The organism is Streptomyces sp. NPDC040718 (assembly GCF_055593565.1).
Genome location: NZ_JBVIXO010000005.1, coordinates 49,572 through 71,213, shown reverse-complemented (window position 1 = coordinate 71,213; position 21,642 = coordinate 49,572). Strand labels below are relative to the sequence as shown.

At 73.8% G+C, this 21,642-nt stretch carries 18 protein-coding genes and 2 pseudogenes; 9 read left to right on the top strand and 11 right to left on the bottom strand.

The annotated features are described in order from the left end of the window. Positions 1-332 precede the first annotated feature (332 nt). A pseudogene (locus tag ACZ597_RS14465) lies at positions 333-1,682 on the bottom strand (PAS domain-containing protein); the annotation flags it as partial. Between the two features lie 4 nt (positions 1,683-1,686). Further along, entirely contained in the window at positions 1,687-2,064 is a 378-nt protein-coding gene (locus ACZ597_RS14460; protein WP_471328991.1) for a PadR family transcriptional regulator, read from the bottom strand. 290 nt (positions 2,065-2,354) lie between these two features. Between ACZ597_RS14460 and ACZ597_RS14455 the strand changes: the two genes are divergently transcribed. From ACZ597_RS14455 to ACZ597_RS14435, 5 genes and pseudogenes are all read left to right on the top strand, one after another. Further along, entirely contained in the window at positions 2,355-4,925 is a 2,571-nt protein-coding gene (locus tag ACZ597_RS14455; protein ID WP_471328989.1) for a PEP/pyruvate-binding domain-containing protein, read from the top strand. Between the two features lie 53 nt (positions 4,926-4,978). After that, positions 4,979-6,064 carry a cell division protein ZapE gene (gene zapE, locus ACZ597_RS14450; RefSeq protein WP_471328987.1) on the top strand — a complete coding sequence of 362 codons (1,086 nt, stop codon included), beginning with the start codon at positions 4,979-4,981 and terminating at the stop codon, positions 6,062-6,064. A 123-nt stretch (positions 6,065-6,187) separates the two neighbouring features. After that, the gene (locus ACZ597_RS14445; protein ID WP_471328985.1) at positions 6,188-6,736 is read left to right on the top strand and encodes a DM13 domain-containing protein; all 549 of its coding nucleotides are present in this window, start codon (positions 6,188-6,190) and stop codon (positions 6,734-6,736) included. Positions 6,737-6,774: 38 nt separating this feature from the next. After that, positions 6,775-7,486 (top strand): annotated as a pseudogene (locus tag ACZ597_RS14440) (SulP family inorganic anion transporter); the annotation flags it as partial. Between the two features lie 76 nt (positions 7,487-7,562). Continuing rightward, a complete protein-coding gene (locus tag ACZ597_RS14435) occupies positions 7,563-8,624 on the top strand; it encodes an NAD-dependent epimerase/dehydratase family protein (protein ID WP_471328983.1) in 1,062 nt (353 codons plus the stop codon). A 104-nt stretch (positions 8,625-8,728) separates the two neighbouring features. Here the strand turns inward: ACZ597_RS14435 and ACZ597_RS14430 are convergent, their stop codons facing one another. Further along, entirely contained in the window at positions 8,729-9,847 is a 1,119-nt protein-coding gene (locus ACZ597_RS14430) for a sensor histidine kinase (protein ID WP_471328981.1), read from the bottom strand. Then, positions 9,844-10,566, bottom strand: a complete 723-nt coding sequence (locus tag ACZ597_RS14425) for a response regulator transcription factor (RefSeq protein ID WP_471328979.1) — start codon at positions 10,564-10,566, stop codon at positions 9,844-9,846. Before ACZ597_RS14425 ends, ACZ597_RS14430 begins: the two co-directional genes overlap by 4 nt. Before the next feature lie 124 nt (positions 10,567-10,690). On the opposite strand from ACZ597_RS14425, the gene ACZ597_RS14420 reads away from it, so the two are divergent. Genes ACZ597_RS14420 through ACZ597_RS14410 form a run of 3 tightly spaced genes read left to right on the top strand, consistent with a single transcriptional unit; the run spans position 10,691 to position 12,719 of the window. Continuing rightward, positions 10,691-11,395 carry a glycosyltransferase family 2 protein gene (locus tag ACZ597_RS14420; RefSeq protein ID WP_471328977.1) on the top strand — a complete coding sequence of 235 codons (705 nt, stop codon included), beginning with the start codon at positions 10,691-10,693 and terminating at the stop codon, positions 11,393-11,395. Continuing rightward, the gene (locus ACZ597_RS14415) at positions 11,392-12,021 is read left to right on the top strand and encodes a TIGR04282 family arsenosugar biosynthesis glycosyltransferase (protein WP_471328975.1); all 630 of its coding nucleotides are present in this window, start codon (positions 11,392-11,394) and stop codon (positions 12,019-12,021) included. The genes ACZ597_RS14420 and ACZ597_RS14415 overlap by 4 nt, the downstream gene beginning before the upstream one ends. Further along, positions 12,018-12,719 (top strand): class I SAM-dependent methyltransferase, encoded by a 702-nt coding sequence (locus ACZ597_RS14410; protein WP_471328974.1) that lies wholly within the window; start codon positions 12,018-12,020, stop codon positions 12,717-12,719. Before ACZ597_RS14415 ends, ACZ597_RS14410 begins: the two co-directional genes overlap by 4 nt. On the opposite strand, the gene ACZ597_RS14405 is transcribed toward ACZ597_RS14410, so the two are convergent. Together ACZ597_RS14405 and ACZ597_RS14400 are read right to left on the bottom strand one after the other, a co-directional pair. Beyond that, positions 12,698-13,150, bottom strand: coding sequence for a hypothetical protein (locus ACZ597_RS14405; RefSeq protein WP_471328972.1), 453 nt, complete (start codon positions 13,148-13,150; stop codon positions 12,698-12,700). The two genes, ACZ597_RS14410 and ACZ597_RS14405, sit on opposite strands and share 22 nt — an antisense overlap. Next, positions 13,147-14,358: a molybdopterin-dependent oxidoreductase gene (locus ACZ597_RS14400; protein WP_471328970.1), complete on the bottom strand. Its 1,212-nt coding sequence runs from the start codon at positions 14,356-14,358 to the stop codon at positions 13,147-13,149. The genes ACZ597_RS14405 and ACZ597_RS14400 overlap by 4 nt, the downstream gene beginning before the upstream one ends. A gap of 113 nt (positions 14,359-14,471) precedes the next feature. Here ACZ597_RS14400 and ACZ597_RS14395 point away from each other — a divergent pair, with 113 nt between their 5' ends. Beyond that, on the top strand, positions 14,472-15,857 hold the full coding sequence (locus ACZ597_RS14395) for a glycosyltransferase 87 family protein (protein ID WP_471328968.1): 1,386 nt from the start codon (positions 14,472-14,474) through the stop codon (positions 15,855-15,857). Here ACZ597_RS14395 and ACZ597_RS14390 read toward each other — a convergent pair. The 5 genes from ACZ597_RS14390 to ACZ597_RS14370 all read right to left on the bottom strand — a co-directional run bounded on the left by ACZ597_RS14390 (position 15,846) and on the right by ACZ597_RS14370 (position 21,595). Continuing rightward, a complete protein-coding gene (locus tag ACZ597_RS14390; protein WP_471328966.1) occupies positions 15,846-16,208 on the bottom strand; it encodes a cupin domain-containing protein in 363 nt (120 codons plus the stop codon). The two genes, ACZ597_RS14395 and ACZ597_RS14390, sit on opposite strands and share 12 nt — an antisense overlap. 253 nt (positions 16,209-16,461) lie before the next feature. Continuing rightward, positions 16,462-16,767: an SCO5918 family protein gene (locus ACZ597_RS14385; RefSeq protein WP_471328964.1), complete on the bottom strand. Its 306-nt coding sequence runs from the start codon at positions 16,765-16,767 to the stop codon at positions 16,462-16,464. Positions 16,768-16,832: 65 nt separating this feature from the next. Then, a complete protein-coding gene (locus ACZ597_RS14380) occupies positions 16,833-18,332 on the bottom strand; it encodes a DEAD/DEAH box helicase (RefSeq protein ID WP_471328962.1) in 1,500 nt (499 codons plus the stop codon). Positions 18,333-18,633: 301 nt separating this feature from the next. Beyond that, entirely contained in the window at positions 18,634-18,837 is a 204-nt protein-coding gene (locus ACZ597_RS14375; protein WP_469175036.1) for a cold-shock protein, read from the bottom strand. Positions 18,838-19,906: 1,069 nt separating this feature from the next. Beyond that, a complete protein-coding gene (locus ACZ597_RS14370; protein WP_471328960.1) occupies positions 19,907-21,595 on the bottom strand; it encodes an SWIM zinc finger family protein in 1,689 nt (562 codons plus the stop codon). Positions 21,596-21,642: the final 47 nt, after the last annotated feature.

Genomic DNA, 21,642 nt, shown 5'->3' with positions numbered 1-21,642 from the left:
CATGCCGATTCCTTTTCGCGGCCGCTGCGGACGGTGTAGGCGTACCTGGGCATGGCGGAGAGCTGGCCGAGGATCCATCTCCACCGCTCGCCGCGCCCCGGGAGGTCGGCCAGGTAGCCGGACTGCTCCTCCAGCCACTCGGCCCGCTCCTCCGTGGGCAGCAGCAGGGCTCCGAGCTGGAGCACCCGGCCGCCCGGCCGTCCCCGGCCGTCCGTGCGCATCCCGGGCCCTGCGGGGACCATGTCCTCCTGGGGCGCGTCCGCGCCCGACGGCTCGCCGGTGTCGCCTTCGCCCCTCTGCGGGTCGGCGGCCGCGAATCCGGGAGCGGGGGGCGGGAGGTCCACCACGGCCTGCCGGTCGAGGCGGCCCGGGAACCGGAGGCGGGGGGTGACGTCCCGGCTGTTGAAGATCAGGCCGCCCTGGTGGCGGCTGACCGTCGATTCCACGTCGAGCCAGCTGCCGTCGCCGGACCTGAAGCGGTACTCCATGCGCGTGGTGGATTCCCCCACGGCGCCGGGGCCGAGGAACCGGCGGACCTCGTGGACCAGGGAGGCGAGGTCTTCGGGGTGGACGAGTGCGGCCAGTTCCTGCCCCACGAGCTCCTCGGCGTCGCGCCCGTAGACCCCGCTGGAGGCGGGGCTGACGTACCGGAGCACACCGTTCGGCGCGGCGATCATGATGACGTCGCTGGAGCCCTGGATCAGGGCGCGGAAGTGCTGCTCCTTCCGGGCGAGTTCCTGGGTGAGGGCGATGTTGTCGAGGAGCGTGATCCCCTGCCGGACCACGAGGCCGAGGACGACGGTGGCACCGGCGAGGAGGACCGCGCCGTCGACGCGGCGGCCGCCGAAGGTGTCGTAGAGGATCGCGAGGGTGCAGGCGGCGGCGGCGGCGAACGGCGCGAGTGCGGGCAGCGATGCACCGACCGGGCGGCCGTCCGTCGGGCCGCCGGGCAGCGGGGGAGGAGCCCCGGACGGGCCCGTCCGCCGGGAGCCCCGGAGCGCGTACGCGACGAAGAGCGGGCCGCCGAACCAGGCGGCGTCGTGGAGGGGCGTCGTGACGAGCAGGTCGCCCACCCCGATCGACGCCAGTGCGGCAGCGGCCGGGCCGACGGCCGGCCGGCCCGCCCCGGAACGGCGGAAGTGCAGGATCAGTGCCAGCGACACGAGGGCGATGTCCGGCAGCGGACGGACGGGGGCGAGCACGGTGTGATGGACGGTGCCGTCCGGGGACAGGCTCCGGTACAGCGCGAACAGGGAGCTGCCGACCAGCAGGACGTCCAGTCCCAGGCAGACGAAGCCGGCCCTGGTCACGGGCCGTTTGGCCAGGAGGAGGAGTCCCGCGGCGGCGGGCGGTGCGAAGCAGACGAAGAGCGGGCCGGCAGGCCCCGGCCCCGGGGCGGTCGCGTACCAGCCCGAGAGCAGGTGGCCGAAGGCCGCCGGCGTGAACGACAGCGCGACCAGCAGCCAGGCGTGCCGGGAACGGCCGTCACGGCTCCGCCCCTGGCGGAAACAGGCCGCGGCGGCGGTCGCCGCGACGGCGCTCAACGTGAAATCACCCATGATCAGGGCGAGTTGACGGGAACCCCAGCCCCAGGCGGACCCCGCCGCGTAGCCGGCGCAGACAACGGAGAGGAGGACCGGCGCCACCCGCCCGCCGGGCCGTGCGGCGCTCGCGGCGCCCATGTGGTCACTCACCGGTGCCTCCGGCCAGTCCGGGTCGGGCGTGGCCCGGCCGCGAGGCCGCCGCCGCCGCGGCGCTCGCCTCGGCGAGGGCCTGCGGGGCGAGGGCGGCTCCCTTGGGGCTGATGCGGTAGAAGCGGCGGCGGGGGCGGCCCTCGCCCTCGGCGATGTCGTCCTGTTCCCAGTACCGCTCCACCCAGCCCGCCTGGCGCAGCCGTTCGAGGATGGGGAACAGCGTGCCGTTGGGCAGGTCGGTACGCCGGGACAGCTCCAGCCCGTACAACCCCTCGGCGAGCACCACCGAGCGCTGCCCGGTGTCGACGCCCTGACCGAGGAGGGTGCGCAGCAGGGTCTGCGTATGCAACGTCAGCTTCACGTCCGGCATGGCGGAAATCTACTTAGGTAGAAGCCGGGCCGTCCACCTGAGCGGGAGCATCCGAATGCCAGAACTTACGTACGGCGAAGGGCAGTTCGCTCTACTCCCGGGCGGTCGTGGTGAACCAGCCGGAGGGTCTGGGGCCAGCGGGTCGAGGTGCGGCCGTACCGACCCGACCCGACCCCGGGCGGCCCCCGCCCGCTCGCCGGCGGGGGCCGCGTCGGGTGGGGCATCTGTTCACACGGCCGTCCCGGTGCGATCATGATCCCTTCTCAGGCGCCGAGTTGGGGGAACAGGGCATGGACTTCGTGCTGTCGTTGGACGCTGCCGCCGCGACGTTGGAGACCGCGGGGGGCAAGGGAGCGGCCCTGTCCGAGCTCGCCCGCGCGGGGCTGCCGGTGCCGGGCGGGTTCCACGTGACGACCGCCGCGTACCAGGAGTTCGTCACCTCGACCGGTGTGGCCGGCCGCATCCGCGCCGAACTCACCGCCGCGTCCGGACCGGACGGCGCTCCCGGCACGGGGGCGGGCGCCCGGATCCGGGCACTGTTCGAGGAGGGCCCGCTGCCCTCCGCCCTGGAACGGGCGGTCGCGAAGGCGTACGCGGAACTCGGCGACGGCGCGCGGACCGTCGCCGTACGGTCCTCGGCCACGGCGGAGGACCTGCCGGAGCTGTCCTTCGCCGGCCAGCAGGACACGTACCTGAACATCACCGGTGAGAGCGCCCTGCTGGCCGCCGTCCGGCGCTGCTGGGCCTCGCTGTGGACCGACCGCGCCCTCGCGTACCGGGCCAGGGCGGGCATCGCGCACGAGGACGTCTCGCTGGCCGTGGTGGTGCAGGAACTGGTGGCCGCCGACGCCGCCGGGGTGATGTTCACCGTCGACCCGCTCGGCGGACGCACCGACCGGCTCGTGGTCAACGCGGCCTGGGGACTGGGCGAAGCCGTCGTCAGCGGACTGGTCACCCCGGACACCCTGGTCGTCGACCGGGCGAGCCTGGCCGTCGTGGAGGAACGCATCGCCGCGAAGGAGGTGATGACCGTACCGACCGCCGACGGCACCGCCGAGCAGCCGGTCCCCGCCGAACTGCGCGCGGCCCCGGTCCTCACCCCCGCGCAGGCCGCCGAACTCGCCCGGCTCGGACTCGCGATCGAGGAGTTGTACGGGGAGCCGCGCGACGTCGAATGGGCGCGCGAGGCGGGCTCCTTCCGCATCCTCCAGGCGCGGCCGGTCACCACGGCCGCGGCGCCCCGGCCGGAGGTGTGGAACGACAGCACCGGCACCGACTCCCTGTGGACGAGCGCCAACCTGGGCGAGGCCGTCCCGGACGTGATGACGCCCGCGACCTGGTCGTTCGTCAAGGCGTTCATGGGCGACGTCATGGTCGCCGCCAGCCTTGAGGGACGCCCGATGTACGGGAACATCGGCGGCCGCTTCTACATGAACCTCAGTGTCACGGCCACCCTCGCGGCCGCGTTCGGGCAGGGCAGGAAGTTCGCCCGGGCCAACGAGCTGGTGTTCGGGCGCCTCCCGGAAGGCGTGGTCGTCCCGCTGCTCCCCGCGTCCAGGCCGAGGGTCTGGCGGGACACCGTCGGCGAGGCCTTCGCGGTGATGAGCCGGATCCGCGCGAACGGCAGGCAGCTGCCCGCGTTCCTGGAGGAGGCGCCCGGACGCTGCGAGGAGCTGCGGGCCCGGGTAGCCGCCACGGCGACCCCGGAGGACCTGACGGCCCTGTGGCGGTCGCAGGTGGCGCCGTACTTCCGTCGCTGCTGCCACATGCTCCAGGCCGCCACCCGCCAGGGCGGCGACTCCCTCGTCAAGGTACGCGGCACCCTGGAGTCCCTGGTGGGCGAAGCGGACGCCGACCTGATGACCACCGGCCTCGGCGACGAGGGACGGCTGGCCAGCATGGGACCGCTGCTCGGCCTGGAACGGCTCGCCCGCGGCGAGACCGACCGCGACACCTACACCCGGACGTACGGCCACCGGGGCCCGCACGAGTTCGAGGTGTCCCTCCCGCGGCCCGCCGAGGACGCGCAGTGGATCGACCGGCAGCTCGCCGCGCTGGGCACCGTCGAGGAGGACGCGGCCCTGCGGCTCGCACGGCAGAACACCGCGCGCGCGGCGGCATGGGAGCGGCTGGCCGCCGCACACCCCCGGCGGGTCGCCGGCATACGCGGCGCGGTGGACGCCTGGGCGGCCTCGGCGCGGCTCCGGGAGGCCGCCCGTACCGAGGTCGCCCGCGTCTTCTGGCTGCTGCGCACGTTCGTCCTGCGCGCCGGCGAGGTCAGCGGGGCGGGCGAGGACCTGTTCTTCCTGTCCCGCGAGGAGATCCTCGTCGTGCTCGGCGGCGACCGGGCCCCGCTCGCCGCGGTGCCGGCCCGCCGTGCCGCGTACGACGCCTACCGCGCGCTCCCCGTCTACCCGACCCTGATCCGGGGGGAGTTCGACCCGGCCACGTGGGCCGCTGACCCGAACCGGCGGGCCGACCTGTTCGACGCGCAGAACACGGCGCCCGCCAGGGACACGGTCGCGGGCTCGCCCGCGTCCGGCGGCGTGGTCGAGGGCATCGCCCGGGTCGTGGCGACCGTCGAGGAGGGCGGGGCCATCCGGCCCGGGGAGGTCCTGGTGACCACGGTGACGAACATCGGCTGGACACCCCTGTTCACGCGGATCTCGGCGATCGTGACGGACGTCGGCGCGAACCTCTCGCACGCCTCGATCGTGGCGCGCGAGCTCGGCATTCCGGCGGTGGTCGGATGCGGCAACGCCACGACCCGGATCCGGACGGGGGACAGGATCCGGGTGGACGGCGGCCGCGGGACGGTGGACGTCCTGGAGCCGGCGGCCGCGGACTCCGACCCCGCCTGACCGCTCCGCCGACGCCCTGACGACATCGACCCCACGAACGGATGAGCTGCCCGGTGCACCAGCACGACCAGGCCATGCGCCGCCACTTCCACGAGGCCGCGGCACAGCGCGGATTCACGGTCGCTCCCGAACAGGAGCCCGCCGTCGAGCGGCTGGCCCGTCTCGCGGCCGAACTCGCCCGCCCGGCCTGGACGTTCCCCAGGCGGCCCCGCGACCTGTACGTCTGGGGTCCGGTGGGACGCGGCAAGAGCTGGCTGGTGGACACCTTCTACGAGGGACTGCCCACCGGCCGCAAACGCCGCCTGCACTTCCACGACTTCTTCCGCCGGCTGCACGAAGGAGTGACCGGGCCGGCCGCCCGCCGCGACGGGCAGAGCGCGGTCGACAGCGCTCTCGACGACCTCATCGGGGACAGCCGGGTCCTGGTCTTCGACGAGTTCCACGCGCACGACGCGGGCGACGCCATGCTGATCGCACGCCTCTTCCGCACGCTGCTGGACCGCCGGATCACCCTCGTCACCACCTCCAACTACCCGCCTGCCGGACTGATGCCGGACCCGCTCTACCACCACTTGTTCGAGCCGACCATCAGGCTCATAGAGGAGCGGATGGAGGTGCTGGACGTCACGGGGCCGGTGGACTTCCGCCGGGTCGACGCGCCCCGGCCGGCGAGCGGCGGCCGCAGGTTCGCGACGGGCCTGTGCCTGGCCCCGGGGGCCACCGCGGGGGAGGACCTCGACCTGACCGCCCCCGCCCCCGCGGAGGCCGCCGGAGTCCAGGCCCACCTGCGGCGGCTGCCGGCCCGCGCGGTGCGCGGCGACCTCGTCTGGTTCGGCTTCGACGCGCTGTGCGAGACCACGACGGCGGTACCCGACTACCTGGCGCTCGCCGAACGGTTCACCACCCTCGTCCTGGACGGCGTACCCCCACTGGCCGAGGCCTCCGCGGACGGACGGCAGCGGTTCGCGAACCTCGTGGACGTCGCCTGCGACCGGGACGTCCGGCTGGTCCTCATCGGCTCCGACCCCCTCACCACCCTTCCCGCCGGCCAGGCCCTCACCCGCGACCTGGACCGCACGGCGAGCCGCCTGGCGATGCTCCGGCGGCCGGCCCGGGCAGAGGGCCGGCGCGGGCCCTGAAAGACCTGTGCGGAGCCGCCCGGACGCGTACCCGCCGTAATACTTCCGTCATGGGCGGACCTGTGGCCCGCGCTGCTCCGCATGCCGTTGAATGCGTCCAGAGCGAGGACGAAGGAGCAGGTCATGGGGCGTGAGGGCAGGCGGCGCGGGCCGCTGGTGACGGGTGTGGCGGCGCTGGTGGCGGTGCTGGTGGCCGTGGGGCTGTACTGGTTCGAGCCGTGGAAGCTCTGGCAGGACGAGACGGTCCGCGAGGCACTGCCCGGCACCGCGCCGGCCGCGTCGGTGCCCGCGCCGGCCGTGCCGTCCGCCCCCGCCGGCCCGCGGACGCTCGCCCGGGGAAGTCTGATCAGCCACGAGCACACCACCACCGGCACCGCGAGGATCGTCCGGCTCCCCGACGGCTCCCACACCCTCCGGCTGGAAGGGCTCGACACCAGCAACGGGCCGGACCTCCGGGTGTGGCTGACCGACGCCCCGGTGAAGGAGGGAACAGCGGGCTGGCGCGTCTTCGACGACGGCAAGTACGTCAGCCTGGGCAAGCTCAAGGGGAACAAGGGCGACCAGAACTACCCGATCCCGGCCGGCGTGGAGCCGGCCGAGTACACCAGTGTCACCATCTGGTGCGACCGCTTCGACGTCTCCTTCGGCGCTGCCGCCCTGTCCCCGGCCTGACGCCCCGGGGTACCGCGAGTGTCGTGCATCCGTTCGAGCGTGAGTCCACCGGACAGGGCGTCGCCGACATCGTCACGGGCTTCTTCGACGGCACGGGCGGCTGCGCGATGATCGGCCAGACGATGATCAACGTGAAGGTATCGGGGCCCGTACCCGCCTGTCGGCCTTCCTGGCCAGTGCGTTCCTGATGGTGCTCTGCATCGTCTTCGGCCCGGGCGTCTCCGACATCCCCATGGCCGCGCCGGTCGCCGTCATGGTCATGGTCACGCTCGCGGCCTTCGACCGGCACTCGATCGCCCCGAAGACCCTCCGGCGGATGCCCGCCCGCGAGATCACCGTGATGGCGGTCACCGTCGCCCGCGTCGTCCTCACCCACGACCCCGCGGTCGGCGTCGTCGTGGGCTCCGTCACCGCCGTGGTCATCTTCGCCAAGCGGGTCGCCCACGTCGCGGACGTCACCGCGGCGACCGACCCCGACGGCGCCGCGGTCGTCCACCGGGAGACCGGCGCGCTGTTCTTCGTCCTCCTCCAACGAGCCCGCCGGCCGGTTCGACCACGCGGGTGACCCGAAGAGGGCCGTCATCGACCTGTCGGCGGCGCACGTCTGGGACGCCTCGTCCGCCGCAGCCCTCGACGCCATCGGGACCACGTACGCCCAGCGCGGCAAGACGGTCGAGATCACGGGTCCCGACACCCCCCAGCGCGCACATCCACGGCAAGCCGAGCGGTGAACTCACCGGCAGCCACTGAGCCGGGCGATGACGGAACCCTTACGGCCCGGTGCGGGAACGACCGCCACCGGGCCGGAGTCCGTAGCGTGCCCGCCATGCGAGTACTCGTTACAGGAGGAGCCGGGTTCATCGGCTCGCACGCGGTCGCCGCACTGGCGGCCGAAGGGCACGAACCCGTGCTCTTCGACGCACTGCTCCCCGCGGCCCACCCCACCGCCCCCGACCTGCCGGACGCCGAGTTCGTACGGGGTGACGTCAGGGACGCGGACGCCGTGCGCCACGCGCTGCGCGGCATCGACGCCGTGTGCCACCAGGCGGCGATGGTGGGCCTCGGGAAGGACTTCGCGGACGCCCCCGCCTACGTGTCGTGCAACGACCTGGGCACGGCCGTCCTCCTGGCCGCCATGGCCGAGGCCGGAGTGCGGCGCCTCGTGCAGGCGGGGTCGATGGTGGTGTACGGGGAAGGGCGCTACGAGTGTCCGGCCCACGGGGTGGTCCGGCCGGGGCCGAGGGCCGTGGAGGACCTGGAAGCCGGCCGGTTCGAGCCGCGCTGCCCGCACTGCGGGGCCGACCTGGTGCCGGGCCTGGTCGCCGAGGACGCGCCCGCCGACCCGCGCAACGCGTACGCGACGACCAAGCTGGCACAGGAGCACCTGGCCGCCGCCTGGGCACGGGTCGCGGGCGGGCGCGCGGTCTCGCTGCGCTACCACAACGTCTACGGGCCCGGGATGCCCCGCGACACCCCGTACGCGGGGGTGGCGTCGTTCTTCCGGTCGGCGCTGGCTCGCGGTGAAGCTCCGCGGGTGTTCGAGGACGGCGGCCAGCGGCGGGACTTCGTCCACGTCCGGGACGTCGCGCGGGCGAACGCGGCCGCGCTGGCCGGACTCGGGGGATCGGCCGTGGGCGTGCACACCGCCTACAACGTCGGCAGCGGGGAACCGCACACGGTGGGGGAGATGGCGGCCGCGCTCGCGGAGGCGCACGGCGGCCCGGAGCCGGTGGTGACGGGCGAGTTCCGGCTCGGCGACGTCCGCCACATCACGGCCGACTCCTCCCGGCTGCGCCGTGACCTGGCGTGGCATCCGACCGTCGGCTTCGCCGAAGGGATGGCCGAATTCGCCCGGGCCGCACAAAGGGCCCCTGCGGGAGCGGTGTGACGCCGGACCGTCCCGCGGCCGTGCGCCCCTCCCGTCCGGGACCCACCCGCGGGGCCGGGAGCCCGGGAGGGGGCGCACGGCATGCACGGCCCGCGCCCGCCCGGTCAGCCGGCCGTGGCCGCGAGCGGCAGGGTCACCTCGAAGCGGCACCCGCCCGGCACGTTGCGGACCTCCGCCCGTCCGGAGTGGGCTTCGACGATGCCGCGTACGATCGCCAGCCCGAGCCCGGCGCCCGACGGCGGCGTGCGGGCCGGGTTGCCCCGCCAGCCGGTGTCGAACACCCGTGGCAGGTCCTCCTCCGGGATGCCGCCGCACCCGTCGGTGACGGACAGCACGGCGGTGTCCGCGCGCCGGTCGACGGCCACGGCGACGCTGCCGTCGGCCGGAGTGTGGCGGATGGCGTTGACGAGGAGATTGGCCAGGACCCGGGTCATCTCCTTCCCGTCGACCTCCACCGGCACGTGGGCGATGTCCTCGCCGAGCAGCCGCACCCCGCGCTCCCGGGCCACGGGGCCGGCCCCCAGCAGGGCGTCGGCCGCCAGGTCGCGCAGGGAGACCCGGCTGGGGCTCAGCCCCAGCGCTCCCGCATGGACGCGGGAGAGCTCGAAGAGGTCGCCGACCATGGTGTCGAGGCGCTCCACCTCCGTACGGATCTGCCGGTGGTAGCGGCCGGGATCGGCGGCCACCCCGTCCTCCAGGGCCTCGGCCATGGCCCGCAGCCCGGCGAGCGGCGTGCGCAGGTCGTGGGAGATCCAGGCGACCAGCTCCCGGCGGGAGGTCTCCAGGGCGCGTTCGCGTTCCCGAGAGGCGGCGAGTCTGGCGTTGGTGGCGGCCAGTTCACGGCCCAGTTCGGCCAGTTCCGCGGTCGCCCTGGCGGGCGGGGCGGCGAAGCTGCCCTCCTCGCCGAAATCGCGGGCGGCCCGCGCGAGGTCGCGGCTGCGGGCCACGACCCACCGGCCCAGCAGCAGGGCGGCGGCCAGGGAGACGGCCGCCGCCATGGCCACGACGAGGGTGACGACGGTCAGGTCGTGCGGCGAGAGGAACATCGCCCACGCCACGGCGAGGGTGCCGGCGAGCATGGCGGTGACCGTGACCGCGGCGACGACGGCCAGGGACACAGCGACCGACCGGTGACGGACCAGGCGCAGCGCCACGGCTCCCAGGACGCCCGCGCAGGCCGCGCCCCCGAAGGCGAACAGGGCGATCAGCAGGACGTCCTTCACCGCGCCTCCCCCTCGGCGGGCACGTCGAAGCGGTAGCCGACACCCCAGACCGTCCGGATGAGCCGGGGCGCCGCCGGATCGTCCTCGATCTTGGCCCGCAGCCGGCGGACGTGGACGGTGACCGTGGACAGGTCCCCGAAGTCCCAGCCCCACACCTCCCGCATCAGCTGCTCCCGCCCGTGCGCCGTGCCGGGGTGGGCGAGGAAGTGCGCGAGCAGGCCGAACTCCCGCAGCGTGAGCGTGAGTTCAGCGCCGTTCCGGGTGGCGAGGCGGGTCTGCGGATCGAGCCGGATGCCGGCCCCGTGCAGGACCGCCGCCCGCTGGCCCGCCGGCGCCGCGGCGCGGCTGCGGCGCAGCACGGACTCGACCCGCAGGACGAGTTCCCGGGGGCTGAACGGCTTGGTCACGTAGTCGTCCGCGCCCAGTTCCAGGCCCGCGATCCGGTCGTCCTCGTCCCCGCGCGCCGTCAGCATGATCACGGGCACGGGGCGGTCGGCGCGCAGCCGGCGGCACACCTCCAGCCCGTCGACGCCCGGCAGCATCAGGTCGAGGACGACCAGGTCGGGGCGCTCGCGGGCGGCCCGGTCCAGGGCGGCGTGGCCGTCGGCCGCCCGGGTGACGTCGTGGCCCGCCCGGTGAAGGTAGCCGGCGACGACCTCGGCGACGGTCGGGTCGTCGTCGACGACGAGGATCCGGGCGGGTGGCAGGGGCGTACTCATGGTGCCCAGCCTCGCACCCGCGGCCCGGCCCCGTCTTCACGCGCGGTACCCGTACGGCCGACGTCCGCGTTTCGTAAGGAGTCGATGTCCGCCATGTCCGCCAGGAGTTCCTACGGTGACAGGCGTGACCGATCGCCCCCTGGACGTCACCGTGGACGTCGTCCTTCCCTGTCTGAACGAGGCCGAGGCGCTGCCCTGGGTCCTCGCCCGCATCCCCGTCGGCTGGCGGGCCCTGGTCGTGGACAACGGGTCCACCGACGGCTCCGCCGACATCGCCCGTTCCCTCGGCGCCACCGTCGTGCCGGAGTCCCGGCGCGGCTTCGGCGCCGCCTGCCACGCCGGACTGCTCGCCGCCGGTGCCGAGTTCGTCTGCTTCTGCGACTGCGACGCCTCCCTCGACCCCGGCCTGCTCACCGGGTTCGTCCGGGCCGTCGCCGCGGACGAGGCGGACCTCGTCCTCGGCCGCCGCCGGCCACAGGGCCGCGGTGCCTGGCCGCCGCACGCCCGCGCCGGAAACCTGGCCCTGTCCCGGATGCTGCGCCGTCGCACCGGGCTGCGCCTGCACGACCTCGGGCCGCTGCGGGCCGTGCGGCGCGAGGCGCTCCTCGCCCTGGACCTCACCGACCGGCGCTCCGGCTACCCGCTCCAGATGGTCGTGCGGGCCGCCGACGCAGGATGGCGGATCCGGGAGGAGGACGTGCCCTACCTCCCCCGGGCCGGGAAGTCCAAGGTCACCGGCACCTGGCGGGGCACCTGGCAGGCGGTCCGCGACATGCGCGCCGTCCTCGCCGAACCCCCGCACGCGACCGCCCACGGGGGTTCCCGATGACGACACTGCTCGTGATCGCCAAACAGCCCCGCCCCGGCCGGGTCAAGACCCGCCTCACACCTCCCTTCACCCCGGACGAGGCGGCCTCCCTCGCCGAGGCGGCACTGGCCGACACCCTCGACGCCGCGGCCGCCACTCCCGCCGACCGGCACGTCCTGGTCCTCGAAGGGGACCCCGGGCCGTGGCTGCCGCCCGGCTTCGAGGTCCTGCCCCAGTGCACCGGCGGCCTCGACGAGCGCCTGGCCGCCGCCTTCGCCGCATGTACCGGCCCGGCCCTGCTCATCGGCATGGACACCCCCCAGGTCACCCCCGGCCTCCTGGCGCCCGCCCTCGCCTTCGACCGGTACGACGCCTGGTTCGGCCCGGCTGCCGACGGCGGGTTCTGGGCCCTGGGCCTCGCCGAACCCGACCCCGCCCTGCTGCTGGGCGTACCCATGTCCGTACGGGAGACCGGGGCCGTGCAGTACGAACGGCTGCGCGCGGCCGGGCTGCGGACGGCCCTGCTGCCGTGCCTGCGGGACGTGGACACGGCAGCCGACGCCGCCGAGGTGGCGGCCCGGCCCCCGGCGGGACGCTTCGCGGCGCTGCACCAGCGCCTCACCGCCGGCGTACGGGCGGCGCGGTGACCGCGTCCGCGGTCCCGGACGCCCGCACCGCCCCGGGCCGGGCCTGGCGGGACGACCCGTACGCCCGCGCCCTGCGCACCGGTCGGGGCCCGCTCTACCTGCGGCGAGCGGACGGCCGGCTGCTGCCCCTGGAAGTCGAACGCTGGTGCGCCGATGCGGACGCGGCCGACAGGAACGTGCTCGACCGGTGCCGGGGTGCCGTCCTCGACATCGGATGCGGACCGGGCCGGCTCGTGGCCGCGCTGGCCCGGGGCGGCCACCGGGCGCTCGGCGTCGACGTGAGCCCGGCCGCAGTGACCAGCACCGTGCGCCGGGGCGGCAGCGCCCTGTGCCGGTCGGTGTTCGAACGCCTGCCCGGGGAGGGGCGCTGGAACACCGCCCTGCTCGTCGACGGCAACATCGGCATCGGCGGCGACCCCGCGGCCCTGCTGCGCCGGACCGCCGATCTGCTGGCCCCCGGCGGACGCCTGATCGCGGAGGCCGCACCGCTCGACGTGGACGAGCGTTGCGAGGTACGCCTCGACGACGGACACGGCGCACTCGGTACGGCCTTCCCCTGGGCCCGGGTCGGGCCCCGGGCCCTGGCCCGCCACGCCGGGACCGCCGGCTGGCGGCTCGGCCACACCTGGTCGGCCGCCGGCCGGCACTTCGCCGAACTCGCCCCCGCTCCCGGACCTCAGACCCGGGGCGGGGCCTGACGCCGCGACCGGGTCCTCCGCGCCCGCCGCCACAGCCGCGGCAGGACCGCCAGAACCACGGCGGCAGCCGTCACGACGGCCAGGACGACCAGGAGGTTGCGCGCGTAGGGAAGGGGCAGCGCCGAGGGATTCGGCGGCGCACCCGGCCGGAGCAGCAGCGGCAGGGTGACCAGCACCAGCGCCCCGCAGACGATCAGCGTCCCGCGCACCACCGGCCGGGCCGGGACCGCCGCCACCAGCAGACCGGCGGCGAGCACCAGCGGCGCGAGCACCGCGTCGTGCAGCACCAGGGCACCCGCCAGCCACACCAGCGCGTCGTACGGGTCGGGCTGCGCCGCCAGCTGCCACGCGCCGATCCCGATCAGGAGCAGGCCGAGCCCACCCAGGACCCACCGCACCGCGGAGACGGACCCGGACACCGAGGAGCTCACAGCACCTCCAGCCGGGTGACCCACTTGGTCTGCAGCACACCGGGCCGGTTCGGCGCGATGATCCGCGCCGGGTATCCGTGGTCCATCGACAGCACCTCGCCGTTCAGCCGGAGCGCCAGCAGGGTCAGAGGGTCCTCCGCGTACTCCCGGCCCATCTCCATCACCCGGTACGCCCCGGCCGCCTCCAGCGACACCACCCGCAGCCCGGAGCCGCGCGCGGCCCCTGCCCGCCCCAGCAGGTCTCGGATCCGCACCCCGCTCCACCGGGCGTCCACGCTCCAGCCCTCCACGCACGCGATCGGAAGCCGGGACCCGGCCTGCGGCAGCGCTCCCAGGTCCGCGAGGGACAGCCGGTACGGCCTCGGCCCCAGCACCTCCAGGTGCCAGTCCCGCACGGCCGGAACCGTCACCCCCGCCGCGGCGGCAGTCCGGTTGACCGGCAGTCCCTGCGTCCCGTGGCCCGGGTGACGGGGTGCCAGCAGATCGAGGGGGGCCAGCGGGGTGAAGGACTGACCGGCCGTCGTCACGGTCACCGCCCCCACGGCCGCCCCCACCCCGAGCAGCAGCGCCCGCCGGTCCGGGCCGTCCCGCTCCTCGTCGGGCAGCGCGAGGGTGCCGGCGGACCGCCGGCTCCAATGGGCGCGGATCTCCGGGGCCTTGACCGCGAGGTGGAGCAGGACCGACCCCGCGGCGATCCAGGCCACGGCGTAGTGGACGGGCACGAAAGAGAACGGCCACGGATACCACTCGGCGATGTTCAGCAGTCCGGTGAACACCTGGAAGACGGCCGAGGCCACGAGCACCGCCACGGACAGCCGCTCCAGCCCGTGCCGCACCGACCGGACCGGCGGCCACACGAACAGCCGGGGGTAGACGGCCCACAGTTTCGCCGGCAGCAGCACGATCGCGGCGAGCCCGGCTCCGACGTGCAGGCCCTGTGTCAGCCGGTAGCCCCACACGGGCCGCGCGGGCAGGGAGTCGGCCAGCCATCCCGGCGGCCGTTGCAGGAAATGGCTGACCAGCCCGGTCAGGAAGCACACGGCGAACGCCAGACCCAGCCAGCGCCCCACCGTCGTGGCGGTCCGCACGTCGTGCAGCCGCCCCGAGGAGCCGGGCGTCCGGAGCGAGGGCAGCCGCAACCGCGGTGCGTGAGGCGACGGCAGCCGGAAGGCCGGCAGTCCCGGGCGCCGGCCGAATCGAGATCCCATGGCCCCATGCAACCGCGCCGACCCGCCGCGAGGCCCGCTCCGACACCTTACGAAACGCGGACGCCCTGCCGCGCCGTGCTCCCCGTGGCCGCGCGGGCTGCCAGGGTGGCGGCGTGACCCACCCGCCCACCACGGCCCACGACACGGCACCGACCACCACGCGCCGGGCGACGACGGCCGCGTCCGTCCTGCTGGCCGTGCTCACCGCGGCGACCGCCCTGACCATCCGCAAGGACGGCTACTCCACCGACCCGGCCGGCCTGTCCTGGTGGTACGCCGCGTGCTGGGTCCTGTTCGCGGCAGCCGTCCTGGCCCTGCGCCGCGCGCCGGCCCGGCACACCGCGGCCCTCGTCCTCGCGGGGGGCATCGCCCTGGCCGCGACCGGGCTGCTCGCCCCGCCGGGCACGAGCACCGACGCCTTCCGCTACGCCTGGGACGGGCGCGTGCAGGCCGCGGGCATCTCCCCGTACGACCACGCCCCGGCCGACCCCGCACTCGTCCCGCTCCGCGACACCTGGCTCTTCCCCACCGGGCCCGCCTGCGGCGGTCCGGACCTCGCGCCGGTCTCCGACGGTGTCTGCACCCGGATCAACCGCCCCCAGGTACACACCGTCTACCCTCCGGCGGGCGAGCTCTACTTCCTCCTGGTGCACACCGTCTCCCCGGACGGAGCGCGCCACAAGGGGCTCCAGACCGGCGGGGCCGTCCTCGCCGTGGCCACCACGATCCTGCTGCTCCGCATCCTGCGCGACCGCGGAGACCCGCGCACCGCCGCCTACTGGGCCTGGTGTCCGGCCGTTCCCGTCGAGGCGGTCAACAACGCCCACGCCGACACCCTCGCCGTGCTCCTGGCCGTCGCCGCGCTCGGTCTGTCGGCCCGGCACCGCTGGTGGGGCGGCGCCCTCCTCGGCCTCGCCACCGCCGTCAAACTCCTGCCGGCCGTCCTGCTCCCCGCCACACTCTCGGGCGTACGCCGCCCACGGGAGGCCGCGGCCGCCCTCCTGCCCGTCGCCGCGGTCCTGGCCGCGCTCTACCTCCCGTACGTCCTCCTCTCCCACTCCTCCGTCCTGGGCTACCTGGGCGGATACGCGGAGGAGGAGGGCTACCAGGACGCCTCCTCCGGAAACCGCTACGCCCTCCTGCGCCTGGTCCTGCCCGACTCCTGGGCACTTCCCGCCGTGATCGCGGGCATGCTCGCCGTCAGCCTGTACGTGATCCGCCGCGGCGACCCCGAACGCCCCTGGAACGGAGCCCTCCTCGTCACCGGAACCGCCTTCCTGCTGACCACACCCGGCTACTCCTGGTACGCCCTGCTCCTCGTCGCCCTCGTGGCCCTCGACGGCCGCTGGGAGTGGCTGGGCGTCGCCGTCGCCGGCGCGGCCTCCTACCTCACGGCCCGTGCCGCCCCCGGCGCCGGCGAGGCCGCGTACCCCGCCGCGGCGCTGGCCGTCGCCGTCGCGTGGGCGGTTCGCACCGGTCGGGGCCGGTCAGCCCTGTGACGTGATGTGCTTGATGACGGCCGTGAACGCGTCCGTGGGCGAGAAGTCGACGTACTCGCAGTCCTCGAGCGCCACGGGCGCGTGGCCGGCCGGCCAGTAGAACGCCTGTCCGGCCTCGTAGACGTCCTCACCGTCCTTGGTCACCATCTTCAGGCGGCCCTTGAGCATGTACCCCCAGTGGGGGCACGGACAGAGGTCGTCGGGCAGTCCCTTCACCGCCGGTCGCATATCCGTGCCCTCGGGCAGCCGCACGAAGGCGACGGACAGGTCCCCGCCGAGCACCTGCGTGCGGAGTTCGACGCCTCCGCCTTCGATCGCGACCGGTGTGTCCTGCCGTGTCGTCGCTGCCATGACAGCCTCGCTTCCCTCGGGTCCAGCCGACCCCCACCTCCAGACTGGCCCCCTCCACGGGTACCTGCCATGCGGGACGCTCCGGGCTGCCGGTCGTGCGGCCCGGCTCGCCACAGGTGGCGGACCGGGTTCGTGACCGGTTGGCGGTGGACCGCTCACCGCGACGCGCCCGGGTGCTCGCGCTGGCGACCCCGCGCATGGCTGAAGGCCCCGGCCGGTGTGCCGGTCGGGGCCTTCGGTGTCGTTCTGCCGCTCAGACGGAGAGGGGGCTGCCGAGCATCGCGGACGCCTGCTGGAGCGGGCTCAGGGCCGCCGAGGGAGCCTCGGGCAGGCCTCTGACGGTGAAGCCGAGCCGGCTCATGGCCCGGATGACCTCGCGGGCGTTGAAGTCGCGGCGGTCCTGGCGGGTGAGGACCTGTCCCACCTGCATGACAGGGTAGCGGCGGCGGCCGATGATCACCGATTCACCCACGACGGTTTCGGGCTTCACGCCCTTCAGCGATTCCAGCACGCCGGCCTTGGTGAGGTCGAACGGGAACCGGGCGATGACACAGCGCATGATGCCTCACTCACAGGAGGAAGGGGGAAGTACGGAAGGGGGTCCGACCTGCGCGCACCGGGGCTCTAGGCCGCGGCGTCGAACGTGCCCTGGCGCCGGCCGCCGCGGCGCGAGGCCTGCGAGGGGCGGCCGCGCCGGCCGCGCGAGGCGGCGCTGCGCTTGGGGCCCTCGCTCACCGGCGCCGTGATGACGACGGGGATGCCGGACGGGGTGCGGGCGCCGGTGATGCGCTGCAACTCCGCCTCACCGGAGCGGACCTGAGTGGTCTGCGGGGTGATGCCGGCGGTGGCCATGAGGCGGGTCATATCGCGTCGCTGGTCGGGGGTGACGAGGGTGACGACGCTGCCGGACTCGCCCGCGCGGGCGGTGCGTCCGCCGCGGTGGAGGTAGTCCTTGTGGTCGGTGGGCGGGTCCACGTTGACCACGAGGTCGAGGTTGTCGACGTGGATGCCGCGGGCGGCGACGTTGGTGGCCACCAGCACGGTCACGTGCCCGGTCTTGAACTGGGTCAGGGTGCGGGTGCGCTGGGGCTGGGACTTGCCGCCGTGCAGGGCTGCGGCCCGTACGCCGCTGTTCAGGAGGTCCTGAGTCAGCCGGTCGACGGCGTGCTTGGTGTCCAGGAACATGATCACGCGGCCGTCGCGGGCGGCGATCTCCGTGGTCGTGGCGTGCTTGTCGGCGCCCTGCACGTGCAGCACATGGTGTTCCATCGTGGTCACCGCGCCGGCCGAGGGGTCGACGGAGTGGACGACGGGGTCGTTCAGGTAGCGGCGCACGAGCAGGTCGACGTTGCGGTCGAGGGTCGCGGAGAACAGCATCCGCTGGCCGCCCGGACGCACGTGGTCGAGCAGAGCGGTGACCTGCGGCATGAAGCCCATGTCGGCCATCTGGTCGGCCTCGTCGAGCACGGTGACGTCCACCTGGTCGAGCCGGCAGTCGCCGCGCTCGATGAGGTCCGCGAGGCGTCCGGGGGTCGCGACGACCACCTCGGCGCCACCGCGGAGCGCGCCGGCCTGCTTGCCGATCGACATGCCGCCGACGACCGTGGCCAGCCGCAGCTTCACGGAGCGGGCGTAGGGGGCGAGGGCGTCCGTGACCTGCTGGGCGAGCTCGCGGGTGGGGACGAGTACCAGGGCCAGCGGCTGGCGGGGCTCTGCCCGCCGTCCGGCGGTACGGGCGAGCAGCGCGAGGCCGAAGGCGAGGGTCTTGCCGGAGCCGGTGCGCCCGCGGCCGAGCGCGTCGCGGCCCGCGAGGGTGTTCGGCAGGGTCGCGGCCTGGATCGGGAACGGGACGCTCACGCCCTCCGCGCCGAGCGCGGCGAGCAGCGGGGCGGGCATGTCGAGCTCGGCGAACGCCTCCACGGCGGGCAGCGCGGGGGTGATCGTCCGGGGGAGGGCGAACTCGCCCCCTACAGCGGCGCTCCGGCGGCCGTAGCCGCCGGAGCGGCCCCACCCGCCCGAACGGGACTGACCGCCCGAACGGGTGGGGGCCGCCGAGCCGAACCGGCTCCCGCCCGTGCGGGAGGAGGAGGCGGAGGAGCGATTGTTGGTACGTGTGCGGTTCATGCGGAACCTTCCTCGAATGCGGCGCATATCAAGGAACTCCCGCAGCGATGAGCGCACGGAGAATTGCAAGAATGGGCCGGATGGAACGTGGAAGCGAATCTGGCCGACGGAAATCAGTGCGGACTCAGGCGCTGGAAACGGGGACGCAGTGCGAAGGGGGGTCCACCGGGTGAGAGGATCCTCGTGCGGAGGGCCGCGGAAACCTCGGATCGTCCGCAGGTGAACTCACTGCGGGGAAAACGTGCAGCTGGGGCCCGCACCCCGAGGGATGCGGGCCCCAGCTGCGAAGTACGCGTCAGCGTCAGGCGAGAACGATGTTCTCGGCCGTCGGGCCCTTCTGGCCCTGCGCGATGTCGAAGCTGACCTTCTGGCCTTCCTGCAGCTCGCGGAAGCCCTGGGCGGCGATGTTCGAGTAGTGGGCGAACACGTCAGCGCCGCCACCGTCCTGCTCGATGAAGCCGAAACCCTTTTCCGCGTTGAACCACTTCACGGTACCAGTAGCCATGTCAAATCTCCTTTGGGGCAGTACAACGCGATCCACAACTTGCGGACCTCGTGTCGCCGCGATGATTGCCCCGCCGGATCAAGAAGACCGGAAATACACAAGCACTCAGCGGGCGTGAAGTCCTGCTGGGTGTTTGAAATTTTGGGAACCACAACTGCAACCGAGATCGACAGTAGCACGGCGCGGTAACTCGCGCCTTAAATGTCGACGCCCTACTTGAAGCCGGGAAAAACCCTCAGCGCGCGCTCCGTTAAATTCTCATCTCGCGAACGGAGGTATTCTCGCCCGGGGTGCGGCGATTGCGCGCCGCCGGGTGCGCGCCCCGGAGTCCGTCTTGGGCGAGCCTCGCCATCGGCTGCCGTGTGCGCTTCCGGTCGGCACGCAGGGCGGTCAGGCAGCTGACCGGCACATGCGAATCGTTGTAGGCTCCGGAGACCGCCCTTGACCTGCATTGAGCAGGCAGGGAGCAGACATTTCGGGAGCTTTTTCATGTTTCGTACCATGTTCAAGTCCTATATCTGACATCTGAACGTTTCCGCAGGTCAGCGGCGTGGAGTCGGGGCTCTGGTCAGCAATCGGTCAGCATCAGCCCCTGGGGTTACTCACGGAAGCACACCAAGTGGCGGTCGCGCATGATGCTGGCGCAGGGGACTTGTCGGTACGTTGTGACGGCCTCTGTCACGTGGAGCCCGACGTCGTCGAGACCGCACCCGGCCGTCCTCGCCGGCGGCACGGGTGCAGTCATCCACCGGATGGCGAGGGTGCATAGTAGGCGGCGGCAGCTTCGTCTCCTTCGTTCAGGTGAGGCGATCGCCATCTCGACAGAGTTCGATCTCGGGGTTCCTAGCGTCGGCAGGAGTCTTTCGCTGGGCGAGAGGACTCGAACGTAACCGGCCCTGTCGTAGGTGTGCGCCCACCAGCTGTAGCGCGCCGGCTTGCCGACCGGGCAGAGCGGCGCACACGCGCCTGCGCGGTCAGCCGCCGCCGGGCTTCCGCCACCAGGTTCGGACGGCGCCGGGATGTCCTGGTGCGCTGAGCGCACCTCGGCGGCGGGCAGCGGGTAGGTCACTCAGAGCCCGTGCTGGTCAAGGATGGCCATCAGCTTCCGCTTGCGTTTCTGGTCGGAGCGCAGGGCGGCCAGGTAGCTGGCGAACTCAGCTTCCGAACCCAGCAGGCGATGACAGGCGCGGGCGCTGAGCAGGAGCTCCGCAAGGCGCTCGTACGTGCCGTCACCGGTCTGCCTGCGCAGCGGTTCGATCTGGCGCAGGTAGACGTTCAGCGCGTCGGCCGGTCGCCGGTCGCGGATCCGGTCGGCCAAGGCGAGCCATTGACCCTCGTCGGCGTAGCCGCCAGAGGCTGCCTGCCAGGCGGCCTGGAGGTCGTCGTCGTCCATGAGCGCGTCGACCAGCACGGAGCCGTTGTACCAGCGGCCCTTCTCGGGCTGGGCGACGGCCTTCAGTGCTTCCAGGGCGCCCGTGCGTTCGGCGCTCTCCCAGGTGCCGGCCGCACGCGCCGCCGTACGCAGGTGCTGGTAGGCGGCCAGCGAGGGACGGGCGCGCAGCAGATCCTGGCGGACCCCGACCACGTCGGCCAGACGGCCGGCCTGCTCGTAGCGCTCACAGACGAAGTTGACCAGATCATCGTCGGGTCCCCATTCGGCGATGGTCTCCCGCAGGCCGCGTTCTGCCCACTCGAGGGCTTGGCCCGTGCGGCCCGCCGCCTTCAGCTCCCTGGCGATCACCAGGTGGGTTCGGCCGTTCGGGGCGAGGTCCGCCGCGTGTACCGCGATCAGTGCGTCCACGTTGTCGCCGTCGGCCTTCAGGACGCGCTCCATGAGGTACTTTTCCGCCCACCCCTTCGGGTTGGCCCGCCAGGCAGCCACGACCAGCGCGCGCGCCCGGGTCAGGCCCGGGTCACCGAGCACCTCCCGGTAGTCGAAGAGGTCGATGTCGGTGGTGTCGTTCGCCTCGTTCAGCAGGTATGGCACCAGCCACTCGGCGGTGCCCACCGGGTCGGGCCGCGCGGTCTGGCAGGCTTCGAGATGGGCTTCGGCCAGCCTGGTGGCCACGTCCCCGACCAGGCCGTCCGAGTCGTCGATCTTGCCGTACGCGCGGCCCAGACTCTGGAGAGCCTCGCGGGCCACCTCCACCGCGTCCGCCGACCGGCCGCTCGCCGTCAGTGCTCGCAGTGCGGTGACCGCCTCTGCCGCCTGCCGGCCGTAAGCGTGGGCGTCGGCGTACTCGACGTAGCCGTAGCGGGCGAAGGGGCGGGTGTCGAGGAGGCTCAGAACGCGCTCGCGTACGATGCCGGTGTCCTCGCCGGCGGCGGCCGCGCGCAACTCCAGGCGGCGCCGCAGGTCACGGTCGTCGGCGAGCTGCTCTCGTACCAGGGCAAGCAGCTCCTCCTGGGTACGGGACTCCAGCCAGCCGTCCAGCAGCCGGGTGCGTGAAGCGGCGGCCGACCGCTGCTGCGGTACGGATTCGGCCTGCCCCAGGACGGCCAGGCCGACCGCCACACAGTGCTTGCAGAAGTTGCCCTCCTGGCCGTACGGGCAGTCGCACCAGCCGGTGAGCCCGCTGTCCTCGTCCTCGGTCAGTTCCACCTGGTAGGTGTTGCTTCCGTCGACGATGGCGGTGATCGCTTCGTCTCCGATCTCCAGCCGTGAGATCGTGGACAAGTAGCCGAGCCCCCGCTCGAAGGAGCGCGCCCCGGCCAGTCGGCGCAGGTCTTCCTCGGTGAAACCCAGAGCATGTGTCACGGCATTCATTCAATCGGACGGAAGCCCTCGCCACCGCGCTGTGCGGA